Source organism: Pseudomonas sp. CFBP 13719, assembly GCF_014842095.1.
GTDB lineage: Bacteria > Pseudomonadota > Gammaproteobacteria > Pseudomonadales > Pseudomonadaceae > Aquipseudomonas.
In genome coordinates, this window is sequence record NZ_JACYVB010000017.1 from 19,301 (window position 1) to 37,631 (window position 18,331).

An 18,331-nucleotide genomic window follows, 5' to 3' on the forward strand; every position below is an offset into this window, starting at 1 on the left:
CTGAGTCAATCCACCCCCTTTGCAGCCTGCTTCGCCAAGCAACGGTCGGTCAGCATTCGCTACTCCGAGTGTCATTCAGAGATTTTCTTCAACAAACACAAAGAGTTAACCGTTATTACTTGCACACTAAGTATTACGAACTTTCCAATACGATGTTTGTCCATCGGTCGGCACTATCAGTGCGGCATTTATCGATGACTTGCCCAAATGCGTTTCACATCCACGACTTGCACCATAGGCTCAGGCTTATCAGCGTGCGCATGCACAAGCTACGCGGCGCCCGCTCTGTGCCTGGCAGGATTCGTGCTACGTGCAGCCTCTGACTGGATCTGGTCGCGAGAACATCTCTCGTGCCATTGCCTGCGATATCTCACAAGCGACTTTTTTTGTCACATCCATCTGCAAAAAACGTCAGTCGCAGTCGTCTTGACGTCAATGAACTCACCCTGTTGAAGCGTTTTGCATAGCCGAGAAATATCAATGTGACATTACACAATGGATTGTTTAGGATGGCGCCAAATAGGTCAATACATTGTCAGAAAGTTCATTTCTGCGGCTTTTAGACAATTAGTTGGCGTCAATATTACAGCATAAAAATGTACCGAATGCCCGTCGCCGTCTCTGGTGATGTTCAGGCACCGTACCAACGAATGGTCACCCCCGGAGAGTCCCCTACATGAGCAGTGTTGTTGCCATCGTCAAAAGCATTGTTGGCCAAGTGTTCGCAGTATCCCCAGAGGGGATTCGCCGTGTGCTCATCGAAGGGGATCGTCTGTTCGCCGGGGAGCAAGTGGTTACCGGCGCGGCGGGTGCCGTTACGCTGGAGCTGGCTGACGGCCGCACTATCGATCTGGGGCGCGAGACGCAATGGAGCGCCAACACCCCGGACTCCAGCACTGATCTGAGCGCGGCCACTGCCCAGGCGGCCCCTTCGGTAGCGGAATTGCAGCAGGCCATCGCGGCCGGCGCCGACCCTACCCAGGATCTCGAAGCCACCGCTGCAGGCCCCGGCGCCAACGACACCGGCGGTGATGGCGGCGGCAGTCACAGTTTCGTATTGCTCAGTGAAACCGCAGGCGAAGTCGATCCGACCGTGGGCTATCCCACCGAAGGCCCGAACGGTGCTGCAGGCCCCAACGCGCGGGAGATCGTGGGCGATACCAACCCGATCAACGCTGACACCGATGCCGACGGGCCAGTCCTGCGCACCGCTACGCTGACCGTGACCGCGACAACCGCCATCACCGAAGCCGGCGGCGTGATCACCTACACCGCCACCCTGACCCAGGCGCCGTCCAGCGACCTGACCGTCACCCTGTCCAACGGCCAGTCGGTGCTCATTCCCGCAGGCCAGACCACGGGCGCGGTCAACGTCACCGTACCGGACACCAACACGCCGTATATCGACCCGTCGCAGATTTCCGTGGTGGTCACCGGCACCACGGGCGGTGGCGATCTGGTGGTCACTACCGACCCGACCCCAGCCGTTACCCGTGTCGACGACACCATCGACGTCACCACCGTGACCCTGACCGTGGGCAACAACCCGGTCACCGAAGGCACCACCATCACCTACACCGCCGTGCTCACCAACCCGGCGCAGACGCCGGTGACCGTGACCCTTTCCAACGGCTCCACCATCACCATCCCGGCAGGTCAGTCTTCGGGGTCGGTCGATGTCGCCGCTCCGGCCAATGACGTCTACAACAACCCGACGACCATCAACACCACGATCACCGGTGCTACCGGCGGCAACTTCGAAAGCCTGGTGCCAAGCACGACGCCTGCGGTGGTCAACATCGTCGACTCGATCGACACGACAACCGTAGTGCTGACCGCGACCACCCCTGCCGGTGGCGCCGTTGAAAGCGGCACCATCGTTTACACCGCCACTATCGGTGCGCCTGTAACGGGTTCCCCAGTCGTCGTGACCCTGTCGAACAACCAGACCATCACCATCGGCGTGGGTGAAACCAGCGGTTCGGTTTCTTTCCCTCTGGGCAACGATGTCTACAACGGCGCTGACACCGTCAGTACCGCGATCACCGGCGTAACCGGTGGCAACTATGAGCAACTGACTCCGAACACCACTCCGGTAGTAACGCCAGTCGGCGATAGCATCGACGTGACCAACGTCGTGCTGACCGCTACCGTCCCTGCCGGTGGTGCTCTGGAAAACGGCACCATCGTCTACACCGCCACCGTCGGTGCGCCAGTGACTGGTTCCCCGGTTGTAGTTACCCTGTCGAACAACCAGACCATCACCATCGGTGTGGGTGAAACCAGCGGCACGGTTTCTTTCGCGTTGGGCAATGACGTCTACAACGGTGCGGACACGATCAGCACTGCCATTACTGGCGTGACTGGCGGTAATTTCGAACAGCTGACCCCGATTACCACTCCGGTCGTGACCCCAGTGGGCGACAGCATCGACGTCACCAACGTCGTGCTGACCGCCACCGTTCCTGCAGGCGGCGCCCTGGAAAACGGCACCATCCTCTACACCGCCACCGTCGGCGCGCCAGTGACTGGCTCGCCTGTCGTCGTGACCTTGTCGAACAGCCAGATCATCACCATCGGTGTGGGCGAAACCAGCGGCACGGTTTCTTTCCCTCTGAGCAACGACGTCTACAACGGCGCTGACACCGTTAGCACTGCCATCACCGGCGTAACCGGTGGTGACTTCGAACAGCTCACCCCGAACACCACGCCGGTCGTGACTCCAGTCGGCGACAGCATCGACGTCACCAACGTTGTACTGACCGCCACTGTCCCCGCGGGCGGCGCGTTGGAAAACGGCACCATCCTCTACACCGCCACCGTCGGCGCGCCAGTGACTGGCTCGCCGGTTGTCGTGACCTTGTCGAACAGTCAGATCATTACCATCGGTGTGGGTGAAACCAGCGGCACGGTTTCTTTCGCGTTGGGCAATGACGTCTACAACGGTGCGGACACGATCAGCACTGCCATTACTGGCGTGACTGGCGGTAATTTCGAACAGCTGACCCCGATTACCACTCCGGTCGTGACCCCAGTGGGCGACAGCATCGACGTCACCAACGTCGTGCTGACCGCCACCGTTCCTGCAGGCGGCGCCCTGGAAAACGGCACCATCCTCTACACCGCCACCGTCGGCGCGCCAGTGACTGGCTCGCCTGTCGTCGTGACCTTGTCGAACAGCCAGATCATCACCATCGGTGTGGGCGAAACCAGCGGCACCGTTTCCTTCCCTCTGGGCAACGATGTCTACAACGGCGCTGACACCGTTAGCACTGCCATCACCGGCGTAACCGGTGGCAACTTCGAACAGCTCACCCCGAACACCACTCCGGTCGTGACGCCTGTAGGCGATAGCATCGACGTCACCAACGTTGTACTGACCGCCACCGTCCCTGCGGGCGGCGCCCTGGAAAACGGCACCATTCTCTACACCGCCACCGTCGGCGCGCCTGTTACCGGTTCGCCCGTTGTCGTGACCCTGTCGAACAGCCAGGTCATCACCATCGCCGTCGGTGAAACCAGCGGTTCGGTGTCCTTCCCGTTGGGCAACGACGTCTACAACGGTGCGGACACTGTTTCCACAGCCATCACCGGTGTGACTGGCGGTAACTTCGAACAGCTGACCCCGATCACCACTCCGGTAGTGACGCCAGTCGGCGACAGCATCGACGTCACCAACGTCGTGCTCACCGCCACTGTCCCTGCGGGCGGCGCGTTGGAAAACGGCACCATTCTCTACACCGCCACCGTGGGCGCGCCTGTCACTGGTTCACCTGTCGTCGTGACCCTGTCGAACAACCAGACCATCACCATCGGTGTGGGTGAAACTAGCGGCACGGTTTCTTTCCCCCTGAGTAATGACGTCTACAACGGCGCTGACACCATCAGCACCGCGATCACCGGTGTAACCGGCGGCAACTTCGAACAGCTGACCCCGATCACCACTCCAGTCGTGACGCCAGTGGGCGACAGCATCGACGTGACCAACGTCGTGCTCACCGCTACCGTCCCTGCGGGCGGCGCATTGGAAAACGGCACTATCTTCTACACCGCCACCGTCGGCGCGCCTGTCACCGGTTCGCCGGTTGTCGTAACCCTGTCGAACAGCCAGACCATCACCATCGCCGTCGGCGAAACCAGCGGCACTGTTTCCTTCGCGCTGGGCAATGACGTCTACATAGGCGCCGACACGATCAGCACTGCCATTACTGGCGTGACCGGTGGCAACTTCGAACAGCTGACCCCGATCACCACGCCAGTCGTAACCCCGGTTGGCGATATCATCGATGTCACCACCATTGGCCTCACCGGCGATGCGTCGGTCACCGAAGGCCAGTCGGCGACCTATACCCTGACATTGAGCAACCCGACCAATGTCGACACGCAGATCACCCTGAACCTGAGCTACGGCGGCACTGCTTCGCGCAGCGACTTCCAAGGTCCGGATACGATCACCGTGACCATCCCGCGCGGCCAAACCAGCGTGCAATTCCAGCTGCCGATTCTCGATGACAGCCTGGTGGAAGGTCGCGAGAACGTTGTGGTGACCATCGCCACGCCGACCGGCGACAACTTCGAGAGCCTGGTGGTCGATCCCCAGGCGTCCAGCGTCGACACCACGATCATCGACAACGATGCTCCGGTGGTGGGTGACAACGACGGCGTTCCAGGCAACAAACTGACGGGCACCGAAGACACCGTACTGGCACTGGACTGGGCCTCGTTCAACATCCAGCCGACCGCCAACCCTGGCCTCGACCTGGGCATCAAGTTCACCAGCCTGCCGGCGAACGGCTCGCTGCAGTTCAACGACGGCACGGGCTGGAGAGACCTGACCCAGGCCGATCTGGGCACCACCTTCAGCAAGGCCCAGATCGACACCGGCGCACTGCGTTTTGTCCCGGTAGCCGACGAGTCGGGCAGCGACGCCTACAACAACGGTGGCACAGGCGACCAGCGCAGCGATTACGCCAACTTCACCTTCACCCCGACGGTCGATGCCCTGGTGGGCAAGCCGGGCACCATGGTCATCGACATCAAGCCGGTGGCTGACGTCCCTGTGCTGTCCGTGGCCCAAGGCATCTCGGGTCTGATCAAGTACACCTACACCGACTTGCAGGGCCTGGGCACCAACGGCGAAGGCGCTGATCCTGCGCTGATCAAGTCCACCATCGAAGCGGCCGGCAGCCGTCCGGGCGTGATCATTTCCGATGTGGGCGACGCCAACATCGTGCAGGGCACCGGGACCAAGGTCACCGGCCTGATCTTCCTCGAAGCCGGCAAGGTCTACACCTTCAGCGGCAAGGCCGATGACGGCCTGCTGATCAATGTCGGCGGCAAGGACCTGGACGGCGCTCACTGGGGCGCAGGTATCGACCCGACCTCGGGCGACTACAGCGGCAGCATCACGCCGACCGAAACCGGCTACTACAGCATCGACCTGTACCACTACAACCAGAACGGCCCAGGGTTCTACGGCCTGAACCTCTCGGTCGACCAAGGTCCTGCGACCTCGATCGGCCAGAGCGGCGTGCCGGTCTACAGCGATATCAGCGACATCATCAAGCAAGGTATCGATGTGGTTCCGCACGTCGACGCCAATGGCGATGGCTACTATGCCGGCTACGAACTGAACCACGGCGCCGAAGACACCGCGATCCAGCTGAGCTCCATCGTTGTTTCCTTCGGCGATGTGCGCGACGGTTCCGAGCAGCACGTTCTGCAGATCAGCGGCATTCCGGTCGGAGCAGAACTGCGTGACGCCGTTGGCCACACCTACACGGCCCAAGCTGGCGGCAACGGCACGGCCAACATCACCGACTGGGATCTGACCTCCCTGACGTTCACCCCACCGACCGATTTCAACGGCACCGTGGCCCTGACCGTCACCGCCATCGCCACTGAAAACGCCGACCCGGCGAACCCGGCGTCGGTCAGCCAGCAATTGAACGTTATTGTGGACCCGGTCACCGACGTGACCAACGTGGTCCTCACTGCCGAGGTTCCAGCGGGCGGCGCGGTCGAGAACGGCACCATCGTCTACACCGCCACCGTCGATTCGCCGGTGACCGGCGCACCTGTGGTGGTCACCCTGTCCAACAGCCAGGTAATCACCATTGCCGTCGGCGCCACCAGCGGTTCGGTGTCCTATGTCATCGGCAACGATGTCTACAAGGGCGCTGATACCGTCAGCACTGCAATCACTGGCGCCACCGGCGGCACCTACGAGCAACTGACCCCGAACACCACTCCGGTCGTGACCCCGGTCGGCGACAGCATCGACGTGACCACCATCGGCCTGACTGGCGATGCGTCGGCTACCGAAGGCCAGTCGGCCGTCTACACCCTGACCCTGAGCAACCCGACCAACACCGACACCCAGGTGACCCTGAACCTGACCTACGGCGGCAGCGCGACACGTGCCGATTACCAAGGTCAGGACAGCATCACCGTGACCATTCCGAAGGGCCAGACCAGCGTCCAGTTCCAGTTGCCCATCGTCGATGACAGCCTGGTCGAAGGTCGCGAGAACGTCGTGGTGACCATCGCCACGCCGACCGGCGACAACTTCGAAAGCCTGGTCGTCAACCCGCAGGCCGCCAGCGTCAATACCGCCATCATCGACAACGATGCTCCGGTGGTCGGCGACAACGGCGATAACAATGGTGTGGCCGGCAACAAGCTCAGCGGCACCGAAGACACCGCCGTGGCGCTGAACTGGGCCTCGTTCAACATCCAGCCGACGGCCAACCCCGGTCTCGACCTGGGCATCAAGTTCACCAGCCTGCCGGTCAACGGTTCGCTGCAACTCCAAAACGACAATGGCGAGTGGAGAGATCTGACCCAGGCCGACGTGGGCACCACCTTCACCAAGGCCCAGATCGACAACGGCGCACTGCGCTTTGTCCCGGTAGCCGACGAGTCGGGCAGCGATGCCTACAACAACACCGGTACCGGTGATCAACGCAGCGACTACGCCAGCTTCACTTTTACCCCGACGGTCGATGCCCTGGTGGGCAAGCCGGGCACCGTCACCATCGACATCGCGCCGGTGGCCGACGCACCGCTCCTCAGCCTGACCCCGGGCTACGTCGTTCCGACCGGTCTGATCAAGTACACCTACACCGACCTGCAGGGCCTGGGCACGACCGGCGAAGGCGCCGATCCTGCTCGCATTAAGTCCACCATCGAAGCCGCCAACCGGCCTGACGGCGTGGTCATCGCCGATGTCGGCGACACCAACATCGTGCAAGGCACCGGGACCAAGGTCACCGGCCTGATCTTCCTCGAAGCCGGCAAGACCTACACCTTCAGCGGCAAGGCCGACGACGGCCTGCTGATCAACGTTGGCGGCAAGGACCTGGGCACCGCCCATTGGGGTGCAGGCATCGACCCGACCTCGGGCGATTTCAGCGGCAGCATCACGCCCGCTGAAACCGGCTACTACAGCCTCGACCTGTACCATCACAACCAGAACGGTCCAGGCTTCTACGACCTGAACCTGTCGGTCGACCAAGGTCCTGCGACCTCGATCGGTCAGAGCGGCGTGCCGCTGTACACCGACATCGCCGATCTGAAAAACCAGGGTATCAATGTCACCCCGCACGTTGATGGCAACGGTGACGGCTACTACGCCGGCTACGAGCTGAACCACGGCGCCGAAGACACCACGATCCAGCTGAGTACCATCAACGTCTCGTTCGGCGACACGCGTGACGGCTCCGAACAACACGTGCTGCAGATCAGCGGCATCCCCGTGGGCGCAGTGCTGCGTGACGGCGCCAACCACAGCTACCTTTCCAACGACGGCGGCACCGGTACAGCCGACATCACTGGCTGGGACCTGAAAACCCTGAGCATCACCCCACCGGCCAACTACAACGGCACTCTGGCCTTGACCGTTACGGCCACTGCCACCGAAAGCGCCGATGTGGCCAATCCAGCGTCGGTCAGCCAGCCGTTGAACGTCATTGTCGACCCGGTGACCGACATCACCAATGTCGTACTCACGGCACAAACGCCTGCAGGCGGTGTGCTGGAAAACGGCACCATCGTCTACACCGCGACCGTAGGTGACACCGTCACCGGCACACCGGTTGTCGTGATGCTGTCGAACAACCAGACCATCACCATTCCCGTGGGTCAGACGTCGGGTTCGGTGTCCTACGTGGTTGGCAACGATGTGTACAAAGGCGCCGACTCGATCTCCACGACGATCACTGGCGCCACCGGCGGTACCTACGAGCAACTGACCCCGAACACCACTCCGGTCGTGACCCCGGTCGGCGATAGCATTGACGTGACCACCATCGGCCTGACCGGCGATGCGTCGGCCACCGAAGGCCAGTCGGCCGTCTACACCCTGACCTTGAGCAACCCGACCAACACCGACACCCAGGTGACCCTGAACCTGACCTACGGCGGCAGCGCGACACGTGCCGATTACCAAGGTCAGGACAGCATCACCGTGACCATTCCGAAGGGCCAGACCAGCGTCCAGTTCCAGTTGCCCATCGTCGATGACAGCCTGGTCGAAGGTCGCGAGAACGTCGTGGTGACCATCGCCACGCCGACCGGCGACAACTTCGAAAGCCTGGTGGTCAACCCGCAGGCCGCCAGTGTCAACACCACCATCATCGACAACGATGCTCCGGTGGTCGGCGACAATGGCGACAACAACGGCGTGGCGGGCAACAAGCTCAGCGGCACCGAAGACACCGCCGTGGCGCTGAACTGGGCCTCGTTCAACATCCAGCCGACGGCCAACCCCGGTCTCGACCTGGGCATCAAGTTCACCAGCCTGCCGGTCAACGGTTCGCTGCAACTCAAAAACGACAATGGCGAGTGGAGAGACCTGACCCAGGCCGACGTGGGCACCACCTTCAGCAAGGCCCAGATCGACAATGGCGCACTGCGCTTTGTCCCGGTAGCCGACGAGTCGGGCAGCGATGCCTACAGCAACGCTGGCACCGGTGATCAGCGCAGCGACTACGCCAGCTTCACGTTCACTCCGACGGTCGATGCCCTGGTGGGCAAGCCGGGTACCGTCACCATCGACATTGCGCCGGTGGCCGACGCGCCGATCCTGAGCCTGACTCCGGACTACGTCGTTCCGACCGGGCTGATCAAGTACACCTACACCGACCTGCAGGGCCTGGGCACGACCGGCGAGGGCGCCGATCCTGCACAGATCAAATCGACCATCGAAGCAGCGGGCAGCCGTCCGGGCGTGGTCATCGCCGATGTCGGTGACAGCAACATCGTGCAGGGCACCGGGACCAAGGTCACCGGCCTGATCTTCCTCGAAGCCGGCAAGACCTACACCTTCAGCGGCAAAGCCGACGACGGTCTGTTGATCAACGTTGGCGGCAAGGACCTGGGCACTGCCCATTGGGGTGCCGGTGTCGACCCGACCTCGGGCGATTTCAGCGGCAGCATCACCCCCGCTGAAACCGGCTACTACAGCCTCGACCTGTACCATCACAACCAGAACGGTCCAGGTTTCTATGACCTGAACCTCTCGGTCGACCAGGGTCCTGCGACCTCGATCGGTGAGAGCGGTGTGCCGCTGTACACCGACATCGCCGACCTGGTGAACCAGGGCATCAACGTCACCTCGCACGTCGACGCCAATGGCGACGGTTACTACGCCGGCTACGAACTGAACCACGGTGCCGAAAACACTGCGATCCAGTTGAGCACCATCAACGTGACTTTCGGAGACACTGCCGATAAATCCGAGCAGCACGTGCTGCAGATCAGCGGTATCCCGGAAGGCGCGGTGCTGCGCGACGGTGCCAACCATAGCTATGTGTCCGAAGCCGGTGGCAACGGCACGGCCGATATCACCCAGTGGGATCTGAAGACCCTCACCATCACGCCGCCGACCGACTTCACCGGCACTCTGGCCCTGACAGTCAAGGCCATCGCCACCGAGAACGCTGACCTGGCCAACCCTGCGTCGGTCACCCAGCCGCTCGACGTCATCGTCGACGCCGTGAACACCGCGCCAGTGGTGGTCATGGACGAGCAGGTAGTCTTCAACGAAGGCTCGGCAGAATCGGTCAACCTGGTCTCGGGCCTGAGCATCAGCGACAAGGACAACAGCGCCGGCGATCAACTGCAGGGCGCGAAGATCGTCATTCAGAACACCATGGCCGGTGACACCCTGAGCTCGGCGTTCGAAACCGGCAATGGCACCACTGCCCAAGGCATTGGCTACAAGGTCGGTGGCGTTGCCAGCGATGGCACCATGACCATCACCCTGGAAGGCATGGCCAGCCGTGCCGCGTATCAGGAGCTGATCAACTCGATCAAGTTCCAGGCGACCGGCGAGCATCCGGAAAGCACCGTGCGCCAGGTGTCGGTCGAAGTGACCGATACTGGCGTGCAGAGCAATGGCGTGAACGGCGCGACTTCGGTGGTAGCCAACAGCATGCTGGCGGTCAAGCCGGCAGTCGTCGTGACCCTGTCCGCCGAACCGCAGGCAGTCGAAGGCGGTGTGATTAAATACACCGCGACCCTGACCGACCTGCACGGCAATGCCGTCAACGCGCTGGAAACCGTTCGGGTCGACATCGGCAATGGCGACAGCATCAGCATTGCCAAAGGTGCCTCGGCAAGCGCCATCACGGTCGCTGCGCCGCTGGATGACGTCTACAAGGATGCCGACTCGGTCAGCCGCACTATCCAGAACGTGACCGGTGGCGGCGACGTCACGCTGGTCCCAGGCACCACCCCGGTCAATGTGCTGGTCAACGACACCATCGACACCACCAAGGTCACCTTGAACGCCACCTCGGCGGTCAACGACGGCGGCGTCATCACCTACACCGCCACGCTCGACCATGCCGCCGACAAGGCATTGAAACTGGTACTGTCGAACGGCCAGACCATCGACATCGCCGCCAATGCCAAGCAAGGCTTCGTCAACTACACGGTGGGCAACGATGCATCGCGCGCCGGCATCCTGACCGTTGCCATTGCCGGCATCGCCAGCGCTGCCGATGGCAAGCTGATCGACGGCAACTTCGAAAATCTGCAGTACAAGGATGCCTCAGCCAGCACCACCGTGACCGGTCCACAGACCACCATTGGTATCACCGGTGCCGAGCGGATCATCGAAGGTCAGTCGGCGATCTACACCCTGACCCTGAGCAACGAAACCAAGAGCCAGGTCACCGTCACTCTGAACTACTCGGGCAAGGCCGCCAACGGCGCCGACTTCCAGGGTCAGACCACCGTGGTCATCGACGCCGACAAGTCCTCCGCGACCTTTCCCATCAGCGCCCTGAGCGATCAACTGCGCGAAGGCACCGAACAGCTGGTGGTGACCATCGACTCGGTCACCGGTGGCAACTTCCAGAGCCTAACCACGGATCCGGCCCACGCCAGTGTCGCCATCAACATTATCGACAACAACTTGGTGGTCGATACCGCCACGGTCGATGAAGGCGTCACGCTGAACGGCAACGTGCTGACCAATGATCGCGACGGCGACAACAGCCTGACCGTGGCCAAGTTCAGCATCGGCGGCACCAGCTACGCGATGGACGCCAGCGGCCATGCCTCGGCGCCGGTCACCGCAACCGTCGGCAACCAGTCGGTAACGGTCGGCAACCTGACCATCGCCACCGATGGCAGCTACACCTACACCCCGGTCAAGGCCTACGAGAACTGGAGCGGCAGCCTGCCGACGGTCACCTACACCACCGATACCGGTGCCGTGAGCACCTTGAACGTCACCGTGGCGCCCGTCAGCGATACTCCGCTGCTGAGCATTGCCAGCCCAACCACCTGGTCGCTGGCAGCCGATGCCAACACCGTTACCAGCGCTCAGGTCAGCCAACTGGGCGAGGCATGGAAAACCCACAACGCCGGCAACTACATCGAGGTCAATCCGTACAGCGTCTACAACGGCACGGCCAGCACCACCAAGGTCATCGAACTGGAAGGCCGCGAAAGCGATATCAGCGACCTCTATACCGTCGTGTCCAACGCCAAGGCCGGTTCTCTCTACACGCTGGACTTCGACTACTCGCCACGTAAAGGCCATGAAGGCGATTCCGACATCAAGGTCATGTGGGGCGACAAGGTCGTGGCCGTGATCAACGGCACCACACCGGGCATGGTGCACTACAGCCTGCAGCTGCCGGTAGACAGCACCGCCAGCAAGACCTTGACCTTCGCTTCGGTGGACAGGAACTCGTTCGGCGGCCTGCTGGACAACATCACGCTGGCCACCACCAGCAACACCGGCGTGGCCGGCAAGGCAATCGCGCTGTCAGCGATCTCCTCGGAACTGGTCGACCGTGACGGCTCCGAAACCCTGACCACGACGATCTCCAACATCCAGGCCGGTGCCACCCTCAGCGACGGTACCCACAGCTTCACGGCGAGCAGCACTGCCCAGACGGCGGATGTCAGCAACTGGAACCTGTCTGCCCTGACGCTCACCACCGCAGCCAACGCCCCGGTCGGCGACATCAACCTGAAGGTCAATGCCACTGCCAAGGACGGCAGTGCCGAGGCTGCATCGGCTGCCGAGCAAACGCTGACCGTGCACGTCGTGGCGACCCAGCAGAGCTACAGTGTGATCACCGGCAACGCCGGCACCGAAACGCTGGACGGCACCACTGGCCGCGACATCATCGTCGGCGACGTAACCCCGACCCAGACCCAGAACGGCGCCAGCTACAACATCGCCTATATCCTGGATCGCTCGGGCAGCATGAAGGATACCCTGGCCAGTGCGAAGGACTCGGTTGCGACTGCGATCCAGCAGCTCTCGCAGAACCTGGGCGGCGGCACGGTCAAGGTGACCATCGTCGACTTCGGCACGGATTCCAAGCAAGGCGCCACGCTGACGCTGACGCCGAACATGTCGGTAGATGCCATCAAGGCAGGCCTGGGTCTCAATGCGATCACGGCAACCGGTGGCACCAACTACGAGTCGGCGTTCTTCAAGGCAGCGACCTGGTTCAACGGCACCGAAGCCACCAGCAACACTGGCGCGGTGAAGCTCAGCTACCTGATCACCGACGGCGAACCGAACTACTACCTCGACGCTGCCGGCAATCGCCAGGGCAACGGCTCTACCACCACCAGCGCCGTCATCGATGGCTCCGCCGAAGGCTTTGCGGCCTTGGCCAAGGTGTCGACCGTGGAAGCCATCGGTGTTGGCAACAACGCCAACAGCGCCACCGTGGCAACCTTGCAGAAGTTCGACAGCGATGGCGAAGTACAAAGCAAGATCGACGTCACCAATATCGCTGCGGCACTGAAAAACAGCCTCATCACTGCCGGTGGCGACACCATCAACGGCGGCGAGGGTCACGACATCCTGTTCGGCGATACCATCTCCTTCACCAAGGCAGGCGTGACCACCGAGGGCACGACGGCGCTGAGCGAGTATGTGAAGTCGGTTACCAACACCAGCTCCGTTACCTCCGAGCAGGTGCATGACTACATCACCAAGCACGCCAGCGAGTTCAATGTCGGTGCTGCCAGCTCAGACGGCCAGGCCGGCCTGTTCACCGTCGCCAAGGGGGGCAACGACTTCCTCAACGGTGGTGATGGCAACGACATCATCTACGGCCAGCGCGGCGATGATACCCTCCGCGGCGGCGCCGGCAACGACGTGCTCTTCGGCGGTGCCGGCAAGGATACGTTCGTGTGGAAAAGTGGTGACGTGGGTACCGACACCATCAAGGACTTCAGCCATGCCGAGGGCGACAAGCTTGACCTGTCCGACCTGCTGCCTTCGGATGCCGAAACCAACCTGGCGAACTACTTGAAGCTGAGCACCGACACGGCCGGCAACTCGACCCTGCAGATCAGCACCAAGGGCGGCATGACCTCGGCTTCGGCCACGGTCACGCCAGACGTCACCATCAAGGTCGACAATGCGCATTGGGGCAGCGGCACCGATGCCATCAAGTCGCTGATCTCCGGTGGCGACCTGCTGGTCAAGCACCACGACTGATGCCGTCGGCGGCCAGCCCATCGGGTTGGCCGCCAGTGGCATCCACTGGTTCTGAATCCGTGTAATCTCTGCCGAGGCTGCCCTGCAGTCTCGGCAGGTTTTTTTCGATGGGAGCGCTTCGATGTTCTACGTGCAACGCGATCGACAAGGTGCATTGGTCCGCGTGGAAGCGGCAGCCTATGCCGAAGCCACAGAAACCCTGCCGGCCGATCACCATGAGATACAGGCTTGGTACGCCAACGATGTGGTCGAAACCAGCCTGAAACAGCTCAAGCAGAGCGACCTGGACATGATTCGGGTACTCGATGACCTGATCCAGGTTCTGACCAGCAAGGGCATCATCCGTGTGACCGATCTACCGGCGGCGGCTCAGGCCAAACTCAAGGATCGTTCCAGCGCACGGGTAGCACTTGGCGGCCTGAATCAGTTGATCAACGACGACGAAACCGGCTTGATCTGAAGCCTGCGCCCCCTCCACCACCGCGCCTGAAACGGCACGGTCCGAAGGCAGGCGAAGGCACGCGCAACAGCCCTAGTCAAGCTTCCAGGGCTGCGGCTCGCCCACCAGCTGTCCTTGCACGCCGGCAATACCCATCTCGCGAATCACCTGCAACTCCCCTTCCGTCTCGACCCGCTCGGCAATCAGCGGCAAGTCGATACTGTGCGCTGCCCGCTGAATGGCTTCGATGAACAGACGCTTGTGGCTTTCCTCGTTGATGGCGCGAATGTAGCTGCCGTCGATCTTCAGGTAAGCAAGGCCCAGGTGGGCCAGGTTGCCGATCATGCTGAAACGCCCGCCGAAACGCTGCAGGCTCAGGCTGTAGCCCAGGCTGCGCAAACGCCGCGTGAGCTGCTCCAGCACGTTCTGCTCGGGAATCTGTTCCTCGCCTATCTCCAGGGTGAGGCGCGGGCCCAGGGCGGGATGCTGCGCCAGTCTCTCGAACAAGCCGTCCAACGCCTGCGGATCGTTCAAGGTGGCCGCCGACAGGTTCAAGGCGAGTGTGGCATCGTGCTTGCGCAAATGCTCCAGGACCAGCTCCAGCATCAGCCGATCCAGTCGCGCCGACCAGCCGAAGCGTTCCAGCCAAGGCAGGAACCGCCCAGCGGCGACCGCCTGGCCCTGCTCGTCGATCAGCCGTGACAGCACCTTGTGATGTAGCACACGCGTGGTATCCACGCTGCTCACCACCGGCTGGAAGTACAGCTGGAAGCGGCCTTTGGCCAAGGCATCGTCCAGCAGCGTGTGCCAGGCGTGGTGATCGTTCTCCACGGTCGCCAGCGCCATGTGCTCCAGACACACCCAATTGCACTCGCCGGCACCCTCGGCTTGCGCCAGGGCCTCGTCCGCCAGCTTGAGCAATGCCTGCGGGTCGTCACCGGGGGTGTACGGCGCTAGTCCCAGGTGAGCCACCGGCAGCAGATCGGTAGCGCCGGTCTGAGCCAGACTGCGCAGGTTCGCGTCGAGCTCCTGCGCGAGCTGCTGTGCCTCTTCGCGCACCATGCCCGGTGCCAGTATGGAAAACTCGCCACCCCGGCTGCGGGTGATCAGGTTGTGCGTCTCAGGGTGACGCGCACAGGTGCGCAGCAACTGCTGTCCCACTGCCTGCAGCAACTGATCGGTTCGCTGCCCGCCCAGGCGCTGGTTGAGGCCTGCCAGATCGTTGATGCGCAACAGCACCAGATAGCCCGCACTGGCCTCCTCCAGGTTACTGACACGCGTGTGCAGCTGCATCTCGAAATAGCGTCGGTTGGCCAGGCCCGTCAGACTGTCCTGGTACGACTCGATACGCAGCCGTTCACTGCGCACGGTTTGCTCATGGAACAGTGCCTTGAGCTTTTCCACCATCTGGTTCATCGCCTGCACCACGCGGCGCAGCTCGGGAGTGCGCGGCAGATCCGGCAGGCTGAGAAATTCCCTGCGTGCAATGGCGTGCGATTGCTCGACCATGTAGTCCAGCGGCTTCAGCTGACGACGCAACAACAGTGCACCCAGCGCGGCACTGACCGCGCCGCACAGCAGCAACCAGCCCAGGCTGCCCAACGCGCCCTGCCACAGCTTGGCCACGGCAAACATCGGATGGCTGACCACCTCGACCCGCGCTGCCTGCTCCCAGCCGCGGCTGACGATCGCGTCACCGCCGGCCGGCGCCAGGTTGATCATCTTGACGAACCAGGCCGGCACGCCGCTGCCGTCCGGCTCGGCCGCACGCTCGACGATGACACTGTCGTCCGCCAGGTTGACCACGCGAATGCTGGCGTAATAGCCGCTGTCGAAGATCGAGCTGACCATCAGTTCGACCATTGCCGGGTCATCGATATTGGGCGTGAGCGACAACGCCAGTGCCGTGGCCGCATCCTGGGCGTGCGAGCGCAGCTGGTTGACGTACTGAGTGCGCGAACTTTCCAGGCTGACCATGAAGCTGCCAGTGAAAGCCACCACCAGAAACAGGCATATCGCGATCAACAGTTGTTTGAACAGAGACATCGTTGCTCCACTTAATAATCCAGACTCGCCGGAAAGCCTTCTGCGGTCATTTTCTTCAGTACGTCCTGCCAACGCGACAGGCGCTTGGTATCCCCTACCTTCTTGTTGCCACCAGCGCCGGTGAGCCACAAACCTTCACCGTTGAAGGCGTAGACCGGCAGCAGGTCCTGACGCTGGCTGGCAGGCAGAATAGGGTCCATCAGACTGTCCAGCACCAGGGGCATGGCCGTCGGTGTGGCGTAATAGGTGAGTACCATGTGCGCACGGTTCTGTCGCAACGCCTTCACGTAAGTGATGCGCAGCTTGTCGGCGGCAACGCCCAAGTGGCGCAGACTGAAGTACTTGGCGATTGCGTAGTCCTCGCAGTCGCCGGCGCCCTTGAGCAGCGACTGCACCGGTGTGGCCCAATAATCGACTTCGCGCCACAGATCGAGATCCTCTCGATACCGTAGTTGATGATTGAAGAACAGATTCACCACTTCCAGCTGCTCGCCCTCGCTCAGCGGCTTCTGGGTTGCCAGCAACCGTTGCCACGCATCAATGCGCTGTGCGCCTTCACCCAATGGTCCATACAGAGCCTCGGCACGGCGACTGATCTGATTGAAGTCCCAGTCGGCGCGAAGCCCGCCCAGCAACGTGCCTGCCAAGGCAAAGGCAATCGCAAGACAGCGCACCGTCTGTAGGTACTTCAGCCGTGTAACCAACGTGTTCGATCCGCCAGGGAGGCACTGCAGCCCACCATGGTGCGGGGCCGCATGACAAAAAACAATGGCACGATGAAATCACTTTCTCGTGATCCTGTGCAGCCTGTTCGTCGCTTCAACACTGCACTTCGTCTGGCTACCGGCTTGGGAGGGTGTTATTCAAACGTGACAGCTTTCAATGTGTAACTGGTTACGTCACGATGGCGCAAATTGACTGAGGCTGTTTGGCGTGACTGAAAAATCCACTGTGCTGGCCAGCATTCTGGGCAGTGAACAGGTGCCGGCACACTTGGCACGCTCGGTGATCGAAGAAAGGATTCGCGCGGCGATCTATGACGGGCGCCTACCCTGTGGCATGGCCATCCGGCAGCAAGAACTCGCCACCCTGTTCGGCGTTAGTCGAATGCCCGTGCGCGAAGCGCTGCGCCAACTCGAAGCACAAGGTCTGCTCAAGGTGGTGCATCACAAGGGCGCGGTGGTCGCCCCCCTGATCAATCACGATTCCGTGGAAACCTACGCCCTGCGCATGCTTCTGGAGTGCGAAGCCCTGCGCCTGTCGGTGCCCTTGCTGGACGAGCCTGATTTCGCCTTCGCCCAGGACTGCATCGAACGCCTGGAACGGACATCGGACTACGTCGAGATCAGTCGTCTCAACCGGGCCTTCCACTGGACGCTTTACGCACAGGCCGATAACCGCCGGTTGTTGAACTTGATAGATGAAGGACTCATCGAGGAAGAACGCTTCCTGCGCTTCAATCTGGAAGCCATGGGGCTGCGCAACATGGCTCAGGACGATCACCGCAACCTGTTGCAGGCTGCAAGGCAACGCGATGTGATGCTGGCTGTCGAGTTGCTGCGAGAGCACTTGCAGCGCGGCGTGGACGCCATCGAGCGCTACCTGGCCCAACGCTCGACGATTTGAGATACAGGCTGCAAAGAGGCTNCTCTCACATGGGGAAACCCCACACTACCATCGGCGATGCATCGTTTCACTGCTGAGTTCGGGATGGGATCAGGTGGTTCCAATGCTCTATGGTCGTCAAGAAATTCCGTGTGCCGGGTTGGCGTGGCCAACCTCAGCGAAATATTGGGACTTCTACTTATAGACAAAACCCCTACCTGCTTACGCAGATAGGGGTTTCGGAATTCAATCTTGAC

5 protein-coding genes and 1 rRNA gene are annotated in these 18,331 nt (G+C 61.8%); 3 read left to right on the plus strand and 3 right to left on the minus strand.

Going from position 1 to position 18,331, the window contains the following annotated elements:
- Positions 1-676: 676 nt before the first annotated feature.
- On the plus strand, positions 677-13,984 hold the full coding sequence (locus IFT57_RS26700; RefSeq protein ID WP_192153220.1) for a retention module-containing protein: 13,308 nt from the start codon (positions 677-679) through the stop codon (positions 13,982-13,984).
- Between the two features lie 121 nt (positions 13,985-14,105).
- Complete coding sequence (locus IFT57_RS26705; protein ID WP_122714730.1) at positions 14,106-14,444, plus strand: tryptophan synthase subunit beta; 339 nt, start codon at positions 14,106-14,108, stop codon at positions 14,442-14,444.
- Positions 14,445-14,516: 72 nt separating this feature from the next.
- On the opposite strand, the gene lapD is transcribed toward IFT57_RS26705, so the two are convergent.
- Entirely contained in the window at positions 14,517-16,469 is a 1,953-nt protein-coding gene (gene lapD, locus IFT57_RS26710; RefSeq protein ID WP_122795820.1) for a cyclic di-GMP receptor LapD, read from the minus strand.
- Between the two features lie 11 nt (positions 16,470-16,480).
- Entirely contained in the window at positions 16,481-17,173 is a 693-nt protein-coding gene (gene lapG, locus IFT57_RS26715; RefSeq protein WP_192153221.1) for a cysteine protease LapG, read from the minus strand.
- Between the two features lie 229 nt (positions 17,174-17,402).
- On the opposite strand from lapG, the gene IFT57_RS26720 reads away from it, so the two are divergent.
- Entirely contained in the window at positions 17,403-18,095 is a 693-nt protein-coding gene (locus IFT57_RS26720; protein ID WP_192153222.1) for an FCD domain-containing protein, read from the plus strand.
- 6 nt (positions 18,096-18,101) lie between these two features.
- Here IFT57_RS26720 and rrf read toward each other — a convergent pair.
- Positions 18,102-18,217: ribosomal RNA gene (gene rrf, locus IFT57_RS26725) — 5S ribosomal RNA — on the minus strand.
- Between the last annotated feature and the right edge of the window lie 114 nt (positions 18,218-18,331).

Coding starts and splice junctions, on each gene's coding strand:
- IFT57_RS26700 (WP_192153220.1), top strand. CDS start 677: ATGAGCAGTGTTGTTGCCATCGTCAAAAGCATTGTTGGCCAAGTGTTC.
- IFT57_RS26705 (WP_122714730.1), top strand. CDS start 14,106: ATGTTCTACGTGCAACGCGATCGACAAGGTGCATTGGTCCGCGTGGAA.
- lapD (WP_122795820.1), bottom strand. CDS start 16,469: ATGTCTCTGTTCAAACAACTGTTGATCGCGATATGCCTGTTTCTGGTG.